The sequence below is a fragment of the Capnocytophaga sp. H2931 genome, assembly GCF_002302535.1.
Taxonomy (GTDB): domain Bacteria; phylum Bacteroidota; class Bacteroidia; order Flavobacteriales; family Flavobacteriaceae; genus Capnocytophaga; species Capnocytophaga canis.
Genome location: NZ_CP022381.1, coordinates 1,102,726 through 1,117,958, shown reverse-complemented (window position 1 = coordinate 1,117,958; position 15,233 = coordinate 1,102,726). Strand labels below are relative to the sequence as shown.

General features: G+C 35.1%; 12 protein-coding genes. 5 read left to right on the top strand and 7 right to left on the bottom strand.

Annotated elements, in window-relative coordinates; genetic code table 11:
• The first annotated feature begins 72 nt into the window (after positions 1-72).
• Positions 73-729, top strand: coding sequence for a hypothetical protein (locus tag CGC52_RS04730; protein WP_157909107.1), 657 nt, complete (start codon positions 73-75; stop codon positions 727-729).
• A gap of 194 nt (positions 730-923) precedes the next feature.
• On the top strand, positions 924-3,305 hold the full coding sequence (locus tag CGC52_RS04725) for an outer membrane beta-barrel family protein (RefSeq protein WP_095894453.1): 2,382 nt from the start codon (positions 924-926) through the stop codon (positions 3,303-3,305).
• 153 nt (positions 3,306-3,458) lie between these two features.
• Here CGC52_RS04725 and CGC52_RS04720 read toward each other — a convergent pair whose 3' ends face one another.
• The 3 genes from CGC52_RS04720 to CGC52_RS04710 form a co-directional block, all read right to left on the bottom strand.
• Entirely contained in the window at positions 3,459-4,223 is a 765-nt protein-coding gene (locus CGC52_RS04720) for an exodeoxyribonuclease III (protein WP_095893583.1), read from the bottom strand.
• 120 nt (positions 4,224-4,343) lie between these two features.
• Positions 4,344-6,461: a peptidylprolyl isomerase gene (locus CGC52_RS04715; protein ID WP_042008943.1), complete on the bottom strand. Its 2,118-nt coding sequence runs from the start codon at positions 6,459-6,461 to the stop codon at positions 4,344-4,346.
• Between the two features lie 414 nt (positions 6,462-6,875).
• Positions 6,876-7,079, bottom strand: a complete 204-nt coding sequence (locus tag CGC52_RS04710; protein ID WP_095893582.1) for a hypothetical protein — start codon at positions 7,077-7,079, stop codon at positions 6,876-6,878.
• Positions 7,080-7,358: 279 nt separating this feature from the next.
• On the opposite strand from CGC52_RS04710, the gene rpoN reads away from it, so the two are divergent.
• Entirely contained in the window at positions 7,359-8,825 is a 1,467-nt protein-coding gene (gene rpoN / locus CGC52_RS04705) for an RNA polymerase factor sigma-54 (RefSeq protein ID WP_095893581.1), read from the top strand.
• A 212-nt stretch (positions 8,826-9,037) separates the two neighbouring features.
• On the opposite strand, the gene CGC52_RS04700 is transcribed toward rpoN, so the two are convergent.
• Entirely contained in the window at positions 9,038-9,697 is a 660-nt protein-coding gene (locus CGC52_RS04700) for a YceI family protein (RefSeq protein ID WP_042008932.1), read from the bottom strand.
• 247 nt (positions 9,698-9,944) lie between these two features.
• On the opposite strand from CGC52_RS04700, the gene CGC52_RS04695 reads away from it, so the two are divergent.
• A complete protein-coding gene (locus CGC52_RS04695) occupies positions 9,945-10,211 on the top strand; it encodes a TM2 domain-containing protein (protein ID WP_042008976.1) in 267 nt (88 codons plus the stop codon).
• 89 nt (positions 10,212-10,300) lie between these two features.
• Here CGC52_RS04695 and CGC52_RS04690 read toward each other — a convergent pair whose 3' ends face one another.
• On the bottom strand, positions 10,301-10,996 hold the full coding sequence (locus tag CGC52_RS04690) for a PAS domain-containing protein (RefSeq protein ID WP_082021476.1): 696 nt from the start codon (positions 10,994-10,996) through the stop codon (positions 10,301-10,303).
• Positions 10,997-11,257: 261 nt separating this feature from the next.
• On the bottom strand, positions 11,258-13,432 hold the full coding sequence (locus CGC52_RS04685; RefSeq protein ID WP_095894452.1) for a DNA mismatch repair protein MutS: 2,175 nt from the start codon (positions 13,430-13,432) through the stop codon (positions 11,258-11,260).
• 284 nt (positions 13,433-13,716) lie between these two features.
• On the opposite strand from CGC52_RS04685, the gene CGC52_RS04680 reads away from it, so the two are divergent.
• The gene (locus CGC52_RS04680; RefSeq protein WP_042347834.1) at positions 13,717-14,382 is read left to right on the top strand and encodes a uracil-DNA glycosylase; all 666 of its coding nucleotides are present in this window, start codon (positions 13,717-13,719) and stop codon (positions 14,380-14,382) included.
• 60 nt (positions 14,383-14,442) lie between these two features.
• On the opposite strand, the gene CGC52_RS04675 is transcribed toward CGC52_RS04680, so the two are convergent.
• On the bottom strand, positions 14,443-14,994 hold the full coding sequence (locus tag CGC52_RS04675; protein ID WP_095893580.1) for a hypothetical protein: 552 nt from the start codon (positions 14,992-14,994) through the stop codon (positions 14,443-14,445).
• Positions 14,995-15,233 lie beyond the last annotated feature (239 nt).

Sequence of the window (15,233 nt, the reverse complement as noted above, 5' to 3'; positions counted from 1 at the left end):
ATTGTAATTGCTTTTATTGTGCAAAACGGATAATCATAAATGAAGTAGGAAGAAACAATAAAAATAAAACGTATGAAAAAATGTCTTTTTTATCTTGCTATTGGAATCGGGTTGGCGTCCTGTTCTCAAAAGAAACAAAAGCCAGTTACAACGAATGTTAAATCGAGCGTTGAAAATATTACACAACAAAACCAAGAAGCCTTGGATGACGCCTTGCTTACTTCCTTTATAAATGACGTAGGTTTTGATTTTCTTAATAAATGTTACTACGAAAGAAATCTGAATACCTATATTCGAGATGAACATGATAATCTAAAGGAATTTATGGATCCTGCTATCGGTTTGCGCCGTTATCATTTGCCGGGGGCGATGGTTTATTTGTCAGGGAAAGATGAAAATTATGGATTTATGGATTTCGATGATTTTGAGTTTGAACCGACCAGTCAAGGAGAATCTACACTTTCCGTAATGGATGTTAATCAAGACCCTTGTGAACTTGATTTCAACCAAGGAAGAACAGCTTATCTCCATTTGGTGAAAGAGCTGCCCGAATACTTCAGTCAACAAACAAATGAGATTGAAAAAGTGGTGCTTCCCTATAAAGATGCTAAGATTATCGTTATGTATGTGATGGACAAATACGAACGACCTAAGGCGTTGTTTTTTATCGACACTCCTAAAGGCATGAAATTAGGTTTTGTTGACGATGCCGTTTGTGGAAATAGGTAGATTCTCAGAGTAAAAATAAGTGTGAAACTTGGCCAAAGTCACCTGTGTATGGGTGGTTTTGGTCAAGTTTTTTTATTAGAGAAAAAAAATAAATCTGTGAAATGTAACAATTCGTTTGTTTTTGCATCTTTGTAAAAAACGAATTATGAATTAACCATTAAACAATTAATAATTAACAACTAACATATATGAAAATGAACCGATTAACATTTTTGATTTTCTTTCTTTTTACGACTGTTGTTTTTGCTCAGACTGGTACAGTTTCAGGACGAATTGTAGATGCTGAAAGTAAAGAAGTATTGCCATACACAGAAGTTTCGCTTTTCTCCTCCGATAATAAAAACCGAAATTTTGGAGTTATTTCTGATGAAAACGGAAAATTTTTATTAAAAAACATTCCTTTCGGAGAATATACATTGAAAATCAGTTTTGTTGGATATGAAGATGTTACTAAACCTTTGTCAATCAATGCTTCAAAAACAAATTTGGGTGATGTTTTATTGCATCTTTCCGTTCAACAAATTGAAGAAGTGGTGGTAGAAGGTCGAAAAGCAGCTTTCTCGTATCAAGTAGATCGTAAAACTATCAATGCCTCGGCTTTTCCAGAGGCGAATACAGCAATAGATTTGCTTACCAATGTGCCTTCATTGAACGTAAGTGTAGATGGTAGGATTACGTATCGTGAGGGAGGAACTTTTACTGTATATATTAATGGAATCATCGCCAAAGATGGGCAGGAACGCCTACGAACGCTCGACGCCTCACAGATTGAGAAAATAGATATCATTACCAATCCGTCTGCTAAATACAGTGCTTCGGGAACGGCAGGAATCATACGTGTTGTGCTGAAAAAGAATAAATTGGAAGGGTATGCTATCAATCTTTCAGCTGAATTTAATACATTGGAAAGAAAAAGCTTTTCTTATTCCATTGATAAAAAGGGCAAAAAAGGAGGTTGGCATGTTTCGGGAAATATTGCTGATCACCATTGGGGAGATTCTCGTTCACAAGGAATAAGCAATGTGTATGCTCCCGATGGGAAGCGTTTTGAAACTTTATTCAATAGTGAATACAAAGCCAATATGAATAATTCCTTCATTGATTTTGGATTTAATTATGACATCACCGATCGCGATTTTATCGATGTTTCAATAGACTATGTTCCTTTTAGAAAGAAAGAAAAAAAGATAGATAAAACACAAATTTCTGAAAATACATTTGATAAAGAGGGTAATTTACTTTCGTCAAAGGATTTTCTTATGGATGTTGATAATCAATTTTTATATCAAAATTGGGGTGCTAATTTAGAATATTCGCATTTTTTTAATAAGGATAAATCCCATTTTTTGAAGTTAAATTCAGGATATACCTTTTTTATTGGAAGTAGTGATGATTTTACTAAAGGTCATGTCATTAGCCCAAAGGAAAATACGGTTTTTGGAAATAAAAGTTCAGAAAAAAATGAAATTTTCACTAAAAGTATTTTGGAATACGAGCTACCACTAACTGACGCTACAAGTATCGAAGCTGGGGTAGATATCGAAACCGATCATATTCCAGAAATTACTACTGAAAGCGGGTTTTTTAAAGGAGATCGTATAGTAGAAACTTCGAAAGATGTTTCTGAAAACCAAGTTATTAACTACAAGGAGAATATCTATGCAGGGTATTTTAGCTTTAAGAGTTCGTTCGGCAAATTTGAATATAAATTAGGTCTACGTTCGGAACATACAGCTCGAGATATAATATATTCTTTTGATAATCAGCAAGGGGTAAGGAAAAATGATCGTTTTAAAAAGAATTTTACAGATTGGTTTCCATCAGTGCATTTGCTGTATAGTTTTTCTCAGAACAGTCAAATTAGTGGAAATTACAGTCGTAGAATCAGTCGTCCAGAGTATTGGGTATTGGTACCAGCTTTTGTTTGGAATGATAGATATTCGTTCTTAACAGGGAATAGTCGTCTGTTGCCCAGTTACACGGATTCCTATGAATTAGCGTATAAAAATTCATGGGGGAAGGATTTCGTTTCCATAGAAATGTTTGCTCGTAATCAACACGATATAATGAGCCCTTACAGTCGAGTGTATCGAGATAATATGCTGCTCATCACACGAGAGAACGTAGGCTCTTCGTGGGCTACAGGAATAGAGCTTATGGCAGGAGTTGATGTTTTTAAATGGTGGAATGTCAACGCTTCGTTTACCGCCTATCATTACCGTCAAGATCTTGAAGTAGACGCAAACTCGTACCCTATTGAGCAATGGCGATTCAATGCTAAACTCAACCATACGCTGCGGTTACCGCGTAATTTTTTACTCCGTGTGAATATGGGATATCAGTCGCCAACAAAAGACTTGCAAAACAATGTAGAAGCAATATTCCTGACCAATGCCTCCTTTACAAAAACGTGGAAGGACAACCGATGGAGTTTGAGTTTGTTTGGAAGTAATGTCTTTGATTCGTATCGATATACCAAAACTAATGTTGGTGAGAATTTTTCAAAACAAACTAAAATGACATATCGCCCATATGTAGGTTTTTCTCTGAAATATCAGTTTAATAATCAAAAATAGATAATTCCTGTAGGCTATTTGTATTCTTCTGTGAAGTATAGAAGATTCCGATAAACAACGAACAGTGAGTAGTCATTCTTGTCCTTTGGAATGATTGCTCACTGTTCTTTTTGATAGTCTTTTAATGTTGTATGTAGTAATTGAAATCGATTGTTAATCTGCGACTTCAACTAAGATAGGGCAGTGGTCACTATGTTTTGCTTCGGGTAGTATGGTAGCCCGTAGCAAACGATTTTCAAGAGGTTGAGCAACTAAATTATAATCAATACGCCACCCTTTGTTATTGTTACGAGCGTTGGCTCGGTACGACCACCACGAATAATTGTGTGGCTCGTTATTAAAATATCGGAAACTATCAATGAACCCACTTTTCATAAATCCATCCAACCATTCCCGCTCTACAGGTAAAAATCCAGATACATTGGCATTTCGGATAGGGTCGTGAATATCAATCGCTTGATGGCAGATATTATAATCTCCGCAGATAATCAAATTAGGGAAAGACACTTTTAGATTGTCTATATATTTCTGAAAATCGGCCATAAAAGTGAGTTTGAAGTCCAAACGATCAATGTTCGTCCCCGAAGGTAAATATAAGCTCATCACCGAAAGACTGTCATAATCAGCACGGAGGATACGCCCTTCTTTGTCCATGTAATCCAAACCACTTCCAATCTCTACATGAGTAGGTTTCGTCTTAGAAAGAATAGCTACGCCACTATATCCCTTTTTTTCGGCACTATGCCAATATTGGTATTTATAACCCAAAGCCTCAAAGGCTTCTTTTTCAATTTGAGACTCTAAAGCTTTGATTTCTTGTAAGCAAAGTACGTCGGGATTTGCACTCTGTAGCCATTCGATAAGACCTTTAGTCATTGCGGCACGTACGCCGTTTACATTGTAAGATATGATTTTCATTTTTTGTTAATTGTCAATTGTTAGTTGTTAATCATTACTCTTTTGCTAAAGCATAAAAAACAAGGACTTGTTAATATCAGTATTAGCAAGTCCTCGTTTTTCTGTAAATCTCCAAAAATATTAATAGAAACTACTTAGATTTTCTTTGATTTCAGCTGCGTTTTTAAGTGCGTTGTACACCTCTTGTGATGCACGACTCACTTTTAGAGTCTCTAAACTTTTGCGTTGTGATTTTAAATCACTTGGAGCTTGAGCAGGAGAAATTGCAGTAACTTCTACTACGTACACAGCATTCTCACCCTCAATAGGTTTGGAGGTTTGTCCTTGTTTCAAAGCAAACACTGTTCCTACTACTTTTGGTTCACGACCTTCACCGATGATAGTTGGATTATTCATTGACAGACCTGTAGCAGTTCTTACTTCAGCATTATTTGCAGAAGCAATTGCATCTAAGGAAGCTCCTTTTGCTTTTTCAGCTAATATTTGAGCTTTTTTCTCACGTATAAGAATTGGTTTTACAAATGGAGCCGCATCTTGGACAGAAGAAACGCCTTTCTCTCCTTTTTTTGTCAATTGAGCTACGATGTAGCTTCCTCCTGCAGTGAATTTGCGGATGTCACCCACTTTAGTGTCTTCTTGGAAAAGCCACTGTACAATTTGTCGGTTGTTGCCTAATCCAATGATGTATTCGTCATTTTGTTTTAGGTTGTCAGCACGAAGCACTGTTAAGTCTGATTTTTTAGCTACTTCACCAAAGTTTTTAACATCTGCTAAAGCGTCCATTTCAAACTTAGAAACCTTTGTGAACAAATCGTTTAGTGTTGTTTCTGACGGTTCAATATTTCTTGTGATGGTTGCTATTTGTACGGCATTTGCTTTTTCAGTAACTCGTACAACGTGGAATCCGAAATCTGTTTCAACTACTCCAATGTGTCCAACCTTATTTGTAAATACGAAATCTTCAAAAGGCTTAACCATGCGTCCGCGGGTAAAGAAACCTAAATCACCACCACTGTAATTTGCTCCTGGTTCTTCTGAGTTTTCTCTTGCCAACTCAGCAAAATCAGCTCCTTCCTTCCGAGCCTTTGCTAAAATTTCGTTAGCTTTTGCAAGAGCCTCTTCTTTGGTGCGTGTTGTATTCTCATTTGCTGCACGACTTCCTGCGTAAGCTATCAATATATGACTTGCCTTTACAGCACCGTTGGTTTCTTTGTCAACCATGCGTGATAGTTTCAGCACTCCGTTATCATCGTAAGGTCCAAAAGTTTTTCCTACTGGTAGAGCAAATAAGGTGTCAGCATATACAGTTGGTAATTCTGACTTAGTTACGTATAGCGAGTCATAAGGAGAATCAGAATTTTTCTCAATAAACTCACGGATGTTTTTTACGTTGGCAAATCCTCCAATGGTGTCATTTGAGTTTGTGGTGCTGTTGTATACCACTTGTGGCTCCAATAAACGTAATAAGGATGCTTTGTCAGCTTCAATATCCTCAGCAGAAGCTTTTTCGTTCACTACAATGTACTGGATGTTTCTGAAAGCCTCTTGCTCGAATTGTTTTTTGTTTTTGCTGATGTATGCTTTTATGTCGCTGTCACTCACCGATACAGTGCTGTCAGGGATTGAACTGTACTGCAAGGCTACGAATTTTATGTCGGCTTTGTCTTGTTCTTGGTGATAAGCGATTTCGGCTTCAGCGTTTGTAACTCCTAATCCAGCACGGATTAAGTTAAAGTACATTTGTTGCTTCGCAGTTTCAACAAGTGCATTTTCTTGCATTTTCCATTCTTGGTAAGCTTGCGGGTTACTTGCTTTCAGTGTGGCTAAATAGCTGATAAATTTTGAAGGATCAAATACACCAAGATCATTCGTAAATTCAGGGCTTTGAGCCAAAGGACTCTTAGCTAACACTGACAAAATTTGATCTTTTTCAATGCTTAATCCCAATTTTTCAAATTGTTGTTTTAAAAGGATGCTACGAACGTTTTGTTCCCATACGTATTTTGCAGCTTCAAGGCTACTTGCTTGTCCACCTGCTCCTTGAACAGCGTTTTCCACCTGAAAGCGGAAAGCATCAATGGAAACATCTTCTCCGTTTACAGTTCCAATTTCAGTAGTTTGCCAATTACCGAATCGTCCTGAACCAATGAAGTCAGAGATTACGAAAGCGAAAAGAGCTAACCCTATAATCGCAATAAGAAATACGGTACGGTTTCTAATTTTTTCAAGAATTGCCATTTTTGTTATGTCTAATTTAGTATTAATAATCAATCGGCGAAGTTAATACTTTCTGTGGAATTATAAAAATATCTTACTAAGTTTTTTTTCAAAGCGGATTTAATTCTCAAATGCATCTTTTGTTAAACAAAATTATTACATTATTTTTTGTGTTATTTAAAGCTCCGTGTAGATACTCTATCGTTTTGAAATGAGGTGTTAGAACTATTTCGTTAGACCTTTGAGTATATGTTTTGTGTTCGTGTGTTTGCTATTAATTTTGAGTGTATTTTTTATTTTTTTTTATTATTTTATAACAGGTCTGTTTTTAGAGATGTGCTACAGGTTAATCCATTGATTTTTTTATTCTTATAACAAAAAGGGCAGTCCTAAAAACTTGGACTACCCTTTATTTGTACTAAGAAAACCGAATTATTAACCTTTAATAAATGTAAAAGTAAAATATCCGTCTTTATCTTTAGTTGTTAAATGACTTGCTTCAGATTCTAAGTCTGCTTTGTTTTGGTAATAACTGTCTATACGAAGTTTTACAAATTTTTCATCATGAGTTCTTATCACAAGAATCTTTCCAGGCGTAGCTTTAATTAAATGTGTAGGATGGCCTGTGTATGTTGCCATATGAAAGTTGCTCCTGTGTTCTGTTTTTTAGAGAAATTTATCGAGGATAGTTATCTTTATTATACGAAACAGAAGGTAGTGTTTTTTATATCTGCTTATGTGCGAATGTTAAATAGAAACAAAATATATTTTAGAGATATTGATCTTTGTTTTTCTCATTTATTGAGTTAATAATCAAGGTTAAGTTTCTTTTGATTTTTACTGAATAATACTGTTATATTCATTTTTTTTCTCCCTTTTTTTGCGTATTTTTGCCCCTAAATTCATTCAATATACAATATGTTAAAGCAAAATTTACAACTGAAACTTTCGCAAAAATTATCACCTCAACAAATTCAATTGATGAAGTTGGTGCAATTGCCTACGTTGGCTTTTGAACAACGCATCAAACAAGAATTGGAAGAAAACCCTGCTTTGGAGTCGGGGCGTGAAGAAAGTGAATATGACGAATTTGCAGATGAATTTGATAACTCTTCAGACGAATATAACGATAGTGAAGTGATTGATATGGAGGATATTAATATTGATGAATACCTCAGTGATGATGAAATTCCCGAATATCGATTGCATACCAATAACTACAGCGATGATGATGAGGAAAAAGAAATTCCTTTTAGTGCCGAAGTGTCTTTTCATCAATCACTTTTAAATCAATTGAATACGTTTACTCTTTCCGACGAAGACTATTTCATTGCTGAATTTTTGGTAGGGAGTATTGACGATAGTGGGTATATCCGTCGCTCTATCCAGGATTTAACTGATGACTTGGCTTTTACACAAAATATTTATACAGAAGAAGATAAGGTAAAACAAATCCGTGAACAGATTATCTTTCAGTTAGATCCTGCGGGTGTGGGTGCATTTGACTTACAAGAGTGTCTTTTGATACAACTTCGCCGTAAAAAAACGACTCCATCTGTCGATTTGGCTATAGAAATTATCGAAAAGGCATTTGAGCTATTCATTAAAAAGCATTATGCTAAACTGCAACAAAAGTTTTCTATCTCAGAAGATGAACTCAAAGAAGCTATACAAGAAATTGAACGTTTAAACCCTAAACCAGGAAGTTCGTATTCGGGGAGTAATGTTCAAGTAGAGCAGATTATTCCTGATTTTACCATCCGAGTGAATGATAATGATTTGGAACTCAGTCTTAATGGGCGAAATGCTCCTGAATTGCATGTTTCGCGAGAGTATTCCGAAATGCTTGATACCTACAAAAAAGCCAAAGAAAAGACCTCTTCGCAGAAGGAAGCAGTTTTCTTTATTAAACAGAAGTTAGATTCTGCTAAATGGTTTATTGATGCCATCAAACAGCGTCAGCAAACACTTCTAGTTACCATGGACGCTATCATGCAACACCAACGCGAGTATTTTCTTACAGGAGATGAACTGAAAATAAAACCGTTGATTTTAAAGGATATAGCTGATAAAATAGGAATGGACATCTCTACCGTTTCAAGAGTAGCGAGTAGTAAGTATGTAACCACACCTTATGGTACCAGATTGATTAAAGACTTTTTTTCCGAATCAATGAAAAATGATCAAGGAGAAGACGTTTCTACACATGAAATTAAGCAAATACTACAGCGCATCATCGCTAAAGAGGATAAAAGCAAACCTTATCCTGATGACGATTTGGCACAATTGCTTAAAGAAGAGGGATATCCAATCGCAAGGCGAACAATTGCTAAATACCGTGAACAGCTCGATATCCCGGTTGCAAGACTTCGAAGGGAGTTGTAAAAGCTATTGTTGTAGGATCTTTTTCACGTTACCAGTTGTTATAAACGATTTCAGGTTCAAAAGGTACAGCAATTTTAGACAGTATTCTTATAGCTGTTTACTTCTCTCGTACTCCATTTGCAAATCATTACTTTAGCCATAAAATAAATAAAAAAGACCGACTGGGTTTCCCAATCGGTCTCTTTTATTAGGACTACTAATAAAAAATTAGATTATTTTGTAGCTTTTACTTTAACAACCAATTCGATATCGTCGTTAATGAATTTGTCTTTAAGGTTGTCGAAAATTGATTTTGAAGCGTAATTTACACCGAAATCAGTACGGTTAATTGTAAAAGATTGAGAGTCAATAACTACTTCTGAGTCTGTTACAGAAACTGTTGCAGGGAAAGTTACTTCTTTTGTAATTTCTTTCACTGTAAGATCTCCTGTTACGTTTGTTCCGTCAAATGATTTGAAAACAAATTTAGCAGTAGGGAATTTTTTTACGTTAAAGAAGTGATCTTCAGCATCTTCTTTACCGGTTCCTTTTAAGTGGCCTTCTAAGTCTTCTTTTCCATCTCCAGCAGCTAAGTCTAAAACAACGATAGAGTTCATGTCTAAAACAAACTCTCCTGATACGATTGATTTATTTTCAACGTTTACTGTACCTTCTGAAACGTTCACAGTTCCATTGTGTTTTCCTGCAGGTTTTGATCCAACCCATTCAATTACAGAGCTTGGAGCTACTGTATAAGCCACAGAGCCAACTGGTTTTTCTGTTGAAACAACTTCTGTTTGTTCTGTTTGAGTTTCGCTTTTCTTTGCGTCACTTTTACAGCTTACGGCGATCAATGAAGCAATTACTCCTAATCCTAATACGATTTTTTTCATGTTAAATGTTTGTGTTTAAATTTTAAATTTGTAAATTGGGGCAAAGCTATCAATTATCTCTTTACATGTTGTCTAAAAAAAATGTTAATTAACATATTTTAATATTTTAAAAGTAAATGTAGTGATTTTGTTGTTGTATTTCCCACTGAATTTTAACGTTTTGATATACTTATAATTTTGTCTTTTTCTTTTGTGTTATAAAAAAAATCCTTACTTTTGCCTATGAATTAAGTAAAAAATAAAAGTTATGAGTACAGAATTAAACAACAGTACTATCTCTAAGCAAGAAAATAAGAAAGTACTTGCAGGGGTTTTGGCCTTGGTATTAGGCTCAATAGGAGTTCATAAATTCTTTTTAGGATATACGAAAGAAGGAATTATACAGATTGTATTGACAGTCGTTACTTGTGGGATAGCTTCTTTAGTGCCTCTTATAGAAGGCATCATTTACTTAACTAAGTCTGATGAGGAGTTCTATAAGATTTATCAACAAGGGCGTAAACCTTGGTTTTAAAAAATTAAAAGTTAGCAAACGAAAAAGGCTGTCTCACGACGGCCTTTTTCAATAATTAATTAAAATCTAATATAGCATGAAAAAACTTTTTATGACACGATTTTAGACAAAAAACCACCTTTTTCAGCAGATTTATCGTCTTCAGCTTCCTTACTTACCTCTTTTGAAATAACGCTTTCAATTTCTTCCTTATAGGTTTTTAGTAAGTTTGCTACAAATTCGTAATATGAAACTCCCATATCTTCCAAATACCCCATAAAATATTTCTCGCTAACCTCCAAACCATTAACTTGCTCAATTTTTAGCAAACGTCTGTATAGCGGTTCAATGGACTCTTCAATAATGCTCTTGGGCAATGCTTTGCGATAGGATACAAATCCAATAATTTTATCTTCAGCGTCTTTTTTGATTTCAAAGTTCGTAATCACCCAATAGTATTTCCCACTTTTTGACATGTTTTTGATGATGGCGTGGAAATTTTCACGAGTTTTTAAGTTGTCCCAAAGGATTTTAAATACAACTTTCGGCATGTCTGGGTGACGAATGATGCTATGTGGTTGCGACATCAATTCGTAAGCTTCATAGCCAGAAACATCAATGAAATCATCATTGGCGTACTCAATATTTCCAAATTTATCGGTTCGGCTCATCAAAGTTTTTGATTTATCCCACTGTACCTCTTCATTAATAGGCGTAGGGCGGACAACGCAATTTTTCTTAGCTCCGCCTTCAGTTTCTTTAAGAGAGTTTGTGTTTGTTTTTGTTTCGTCGCTGTTGTTTTTCATCTTTCCGACCTTAATTTTTAAAAGCACATCTGTTGTGAGATTTTCTATTCCTTTTTTTTGACTAAGTTGCCACATTATCCTGTCATAGAAAAACATTGTCATTCTATGTCTATTACATTGCAAATCAGTAATCAAGCCTAAATGAGTTTGATAGAAAAAAACTTTGATGTGGGCAAGTTATAATAAAATGTAAATATTTACAAATTCATTAAATGTTAATTAACTTTTTTTAACTTTTGTGTTTTTGTAATGTTCTGATTTTTAGTTTTTTACTTTTTCAACCAATTCTAATTCTGAAATAGCTACAGTGGTGGTAAACATGCCGTAATTCACAATAGCTTTTCCCTTCTCAATTTTATCGATGACACCAACGCTACGACTATCTTTGATGCGTACTCGGTCATTGATTTTTAACATGCGTTGCATTCGTTCTTTGGCGGCTTCCTCCTGAGTGATTTTTGCCTTTTTTTCAGCTTTTTTCTGAATTCTGATAGCTTTAATTTCTTTATTAACTTCAGTCTCTATGGTCTTTTTTTGCTCTTTTTTTTGTGTTTTTTCAACTTTGGAGAGTTGCTTTCGTTTAGCGTTTTCACCCTCAATAATTCGCAATATGTCAGATACTAATGAACGTCGCTTGCCGTCATAAAAATAACGCTCTGCTACTTCGTCAATTTTATTTCCTAAGTAAATCATTCGTTGATTATGATCGTAAAGCTCTTGATAATTTACCAGTTTAGACTTTATGCGTTCGTTTAACTCCTCCAAGCGTTTGGCTTCTTCACGTGCTTTAGCTTCTTCATCTTTCAGATTTTCAGCGGTTTTTTCCATTTTGCTTCTTTCTTTTTGAAGCTTCGCAATGGTAGCGTCAAAACGAACTTTTCCTTTTTCAATTTTCTTTTTAGCACGGTTTATCAGTCCAAAAGGAATTCCATTTTTTTGAGCGACTTCAAAGGTGAATGAACTTCCCGCTTCTCCTACGATAAGTTTGTAAATAGGTTCTAAGGTTTTATCATTGAACAACATATTAGCGTTGGTAGCATGAGGCAATTCATTGGCTAATATTTTTAAATTAGCATAGTGGGTGGTGATTACTCCAAATGCTTTCCGGTGGTAGAACTCTTCCAAAAAGGTTTCGGCTAACGCGCCTCCAAGCTCGGGATCACTACCAGTTCCAAATTCATCAATTAGGAATAGCGTACGTTCATTGCATTTTCGTAAGAAATAGTTCATATTCTTCAAGCGGTAGCTGTATGTACTCAAATGGTTTTCAATAGATTGGTTGTCGCCTATGTCTGTTAAAATCCGTTCGAATAAACACATTCGACTGCGATGATGTACAGGAACGAGCATACCACTTTGTAGCATCAGTTGTAGTAATCCAATGGTTTTTAATGTGATACTTTTTCCTCCTGCATTAGGGCCTGAAATCACGATGATGCGTGAATCATCTGTGAGTTCAATATTTTGTGGATAGGTTGGTTTACCTTTTTTTTGATTGTTCAAAAACAAGAGTGGGTGATAGGCTTCCTGCAAAAATAGCACCCTTTCTTCTGTGATTTCAGGAAGTAGCCCATTCATGATTAACGCATATTTTGCTTTCGCATAAATGATGTCAATGGCTGTGATGTAGCGTTGGTAATCTTTGAAAAGAACTACATATTGACTCAAATAGGTTGTGAGTTGTTTCAAAATACGTTGAATTTCTTCTTTTTCATCGTATATTAAATTGGTCAATTCTCGTGAGTACATTTCTGTTTGTCTCGGCTCGATATATACGATGCTTCCCGTTTTGGAACTACCCAGCACTGTTCCGAGAACTTTTCTGCGATACATTGCTTTGACAGCAAGTACCCGACGATTATCCACCACGGTCTCTCGGATGTCATCCAAATAGTCCGAAGCATTGTACTCAGCTAAGGTTCGATTAAAACTTTCATTGATTTTTCCTTTTAAAATGCTGATTTCCTTACGTATATTCCCCAAGGTTTGGGAAGCGTCGTTTTTGATTTCGCCAAATTTGTCAACGATTTTATCAATAGCTTCGGTAATATCGGTAGTGTAATGGATGCTTTCTGCTGTTTCGTGTAAAATGGAATATAGTTCTTTAAATTTACGAAAAAACTGAATATGCGTATTCACGGTTTGCGATATCAAATAGAGTTTTCGTATAGCAGAGAGTTCGAGCGTTGTGTTTTCTACTTGTAATAGCCGTATTTCTGAACTAATTTTCTCACAACTATGTCCTGGGATAGTATTGTTATTTTGAAATGAAGCTAAATATTCATTAGTTTGTTGCAATGCAAAGAGTAAAGTTTCCTTATCCTCAAAGGGTTGCAAACGCAAGGCATATTTTTTCCCTAATTCGGTGTGACATATTTCAGAAATATGTGTGAGAACAGTTCCGAATTCTAAATCTTCAAGTGTTTTATTGTGAATCATTTAAGGTACAAATATATATGTTTTTGTGAGGCGTATCGTGTACGTCTTTTCTATATGTTGAGGTTGTTCGAAAGTTTTGTTTTTAACTGCATCTGTTTGAAATTCAGCTTACTTTTAGGTTTCTTATCTGCTATAAATTAGGTATTCACACATATTAAAAGCTATTTTTTTGGATACTTCTCTTGCAAGTGGTACTTCTGAATTCTTATTCGGAAAAATTCAAGTTTCAAAATTAATTGTTATTTTTGTTCTTCATTTTGACGTGCAAAAATATTAAAAAAATGGAAGTAAACATTCATTCTTCATGGAAACCTTATTTAATTAGCGAATTTCAACAAGATTATTTTCAGAAATTAGTGAGCTTCATTAAACATGAATATACACAAGGGGTATGTTATCCGAGAGGGCAACAGATATTCGCAGCTTTTGATTATTGCCCGTTTGAAAATGTGAAAGTGGTTATTATAGGTCAGGATCCTTATCATGGTGTAAATCAAGCTAATGGGCTGTGTTTTTCAGTACAAGACGGTGTCGATCATCCTCCATCGTTGATAAATATTTTTAAGGAATTGCAACGGGATTTGGGAGTACCTTATCCTTCAAGTGGTAATTTGGAACGTTGGGCAAAGCAAGGAGTACTGTTGCTCAATGCTACGTTGACAGTTCGAGCTAACCAAGCAGGAAGCCATCAAAACCAAGGATGGGAAACTTTTACAGATGCTGTAATACGTTTGGTCTCTGAACAAAAACAACAGGTGGTGTTTATGCTTTGGGGTGGTTACGCTAAAAAGAAAGCTAGTTTAATAGATGCTTCCAAACATTATATTTTGACTTCTGGGCATCCGTCGCCATTGAGTGCGAATCGAGGGTATTGGTTTGGTAATAAGCACTTTAGTAGGGCAAATCAGTACTTAGTATCTGTTGGAAAAGGAGAGATACAATGGTAAAAAGAGAGGCTGCCTTTCGGGACAGCCTCAGATGTAAGTTATGCTATATTAGATAAATGCTTATTTTGAATATTTATTAACTTGCTCTTTTGCTTTTATTGCTTTGAGATTCAATTTGTTAATTTCTTGTTCTTTTTTCAGAATTCGATTTTTGTATTTCAATTCGTCTGATGAAGAAAGATTTCCTTTTGTTTTTTTACTTTCAAATTTATTCTGCTCTTGAGCCAATTCGTTTTGCTTCATTTTAACTTGAGCTTCAATTTTTAGAACTTGTTGTTGAGCTTTAGCTAAATTTTTTTGTTTTTTCTCAGCTTCTTTTTTGGCACGTTCCTCTGCTTTTTTAGCTTTTTCTTCAGCCCGTTTTGCTTTTTCTTCAGCTTTTTTAGCTTGGATTTGAGCTTTTTCCTCTGCTCTTCTTGCTTTTTCTTCTGCTATGAGCACCTCCTTTTGGGCTTTTTGAGCTCTTTGTTCTGCTTTTAAGGCTTCTTTTTCAGTCTTTAGTTCAATGTTTGAGGGGACGGTTTGTGTCGATGTCCCTGTAGTTACTGTAGTTTGAGCGAATGATATTTGTATCAAAAAAAGCCCAACTACTAAAGCGTAAAGTTTTTTCATATTCTAATGTAATTTGTTTTTTTCGATACAAAAGTATGTATTTATATCTGTTAAATAAAATTAATTACAAAATTTTAAGAGTTTCATTAAGAATTAATTAATCGTAGGTTTTAAGTTTTAATTATTTTAAGGAGCTAACATATAGCTGTTTACCGTATAAAATAGCTCTTGTTAGAATTTGTAGATTTAACAATTTAAAGTGCGTTGTTTTTTCAAATTTTCAATTTTTCTTGTGAATG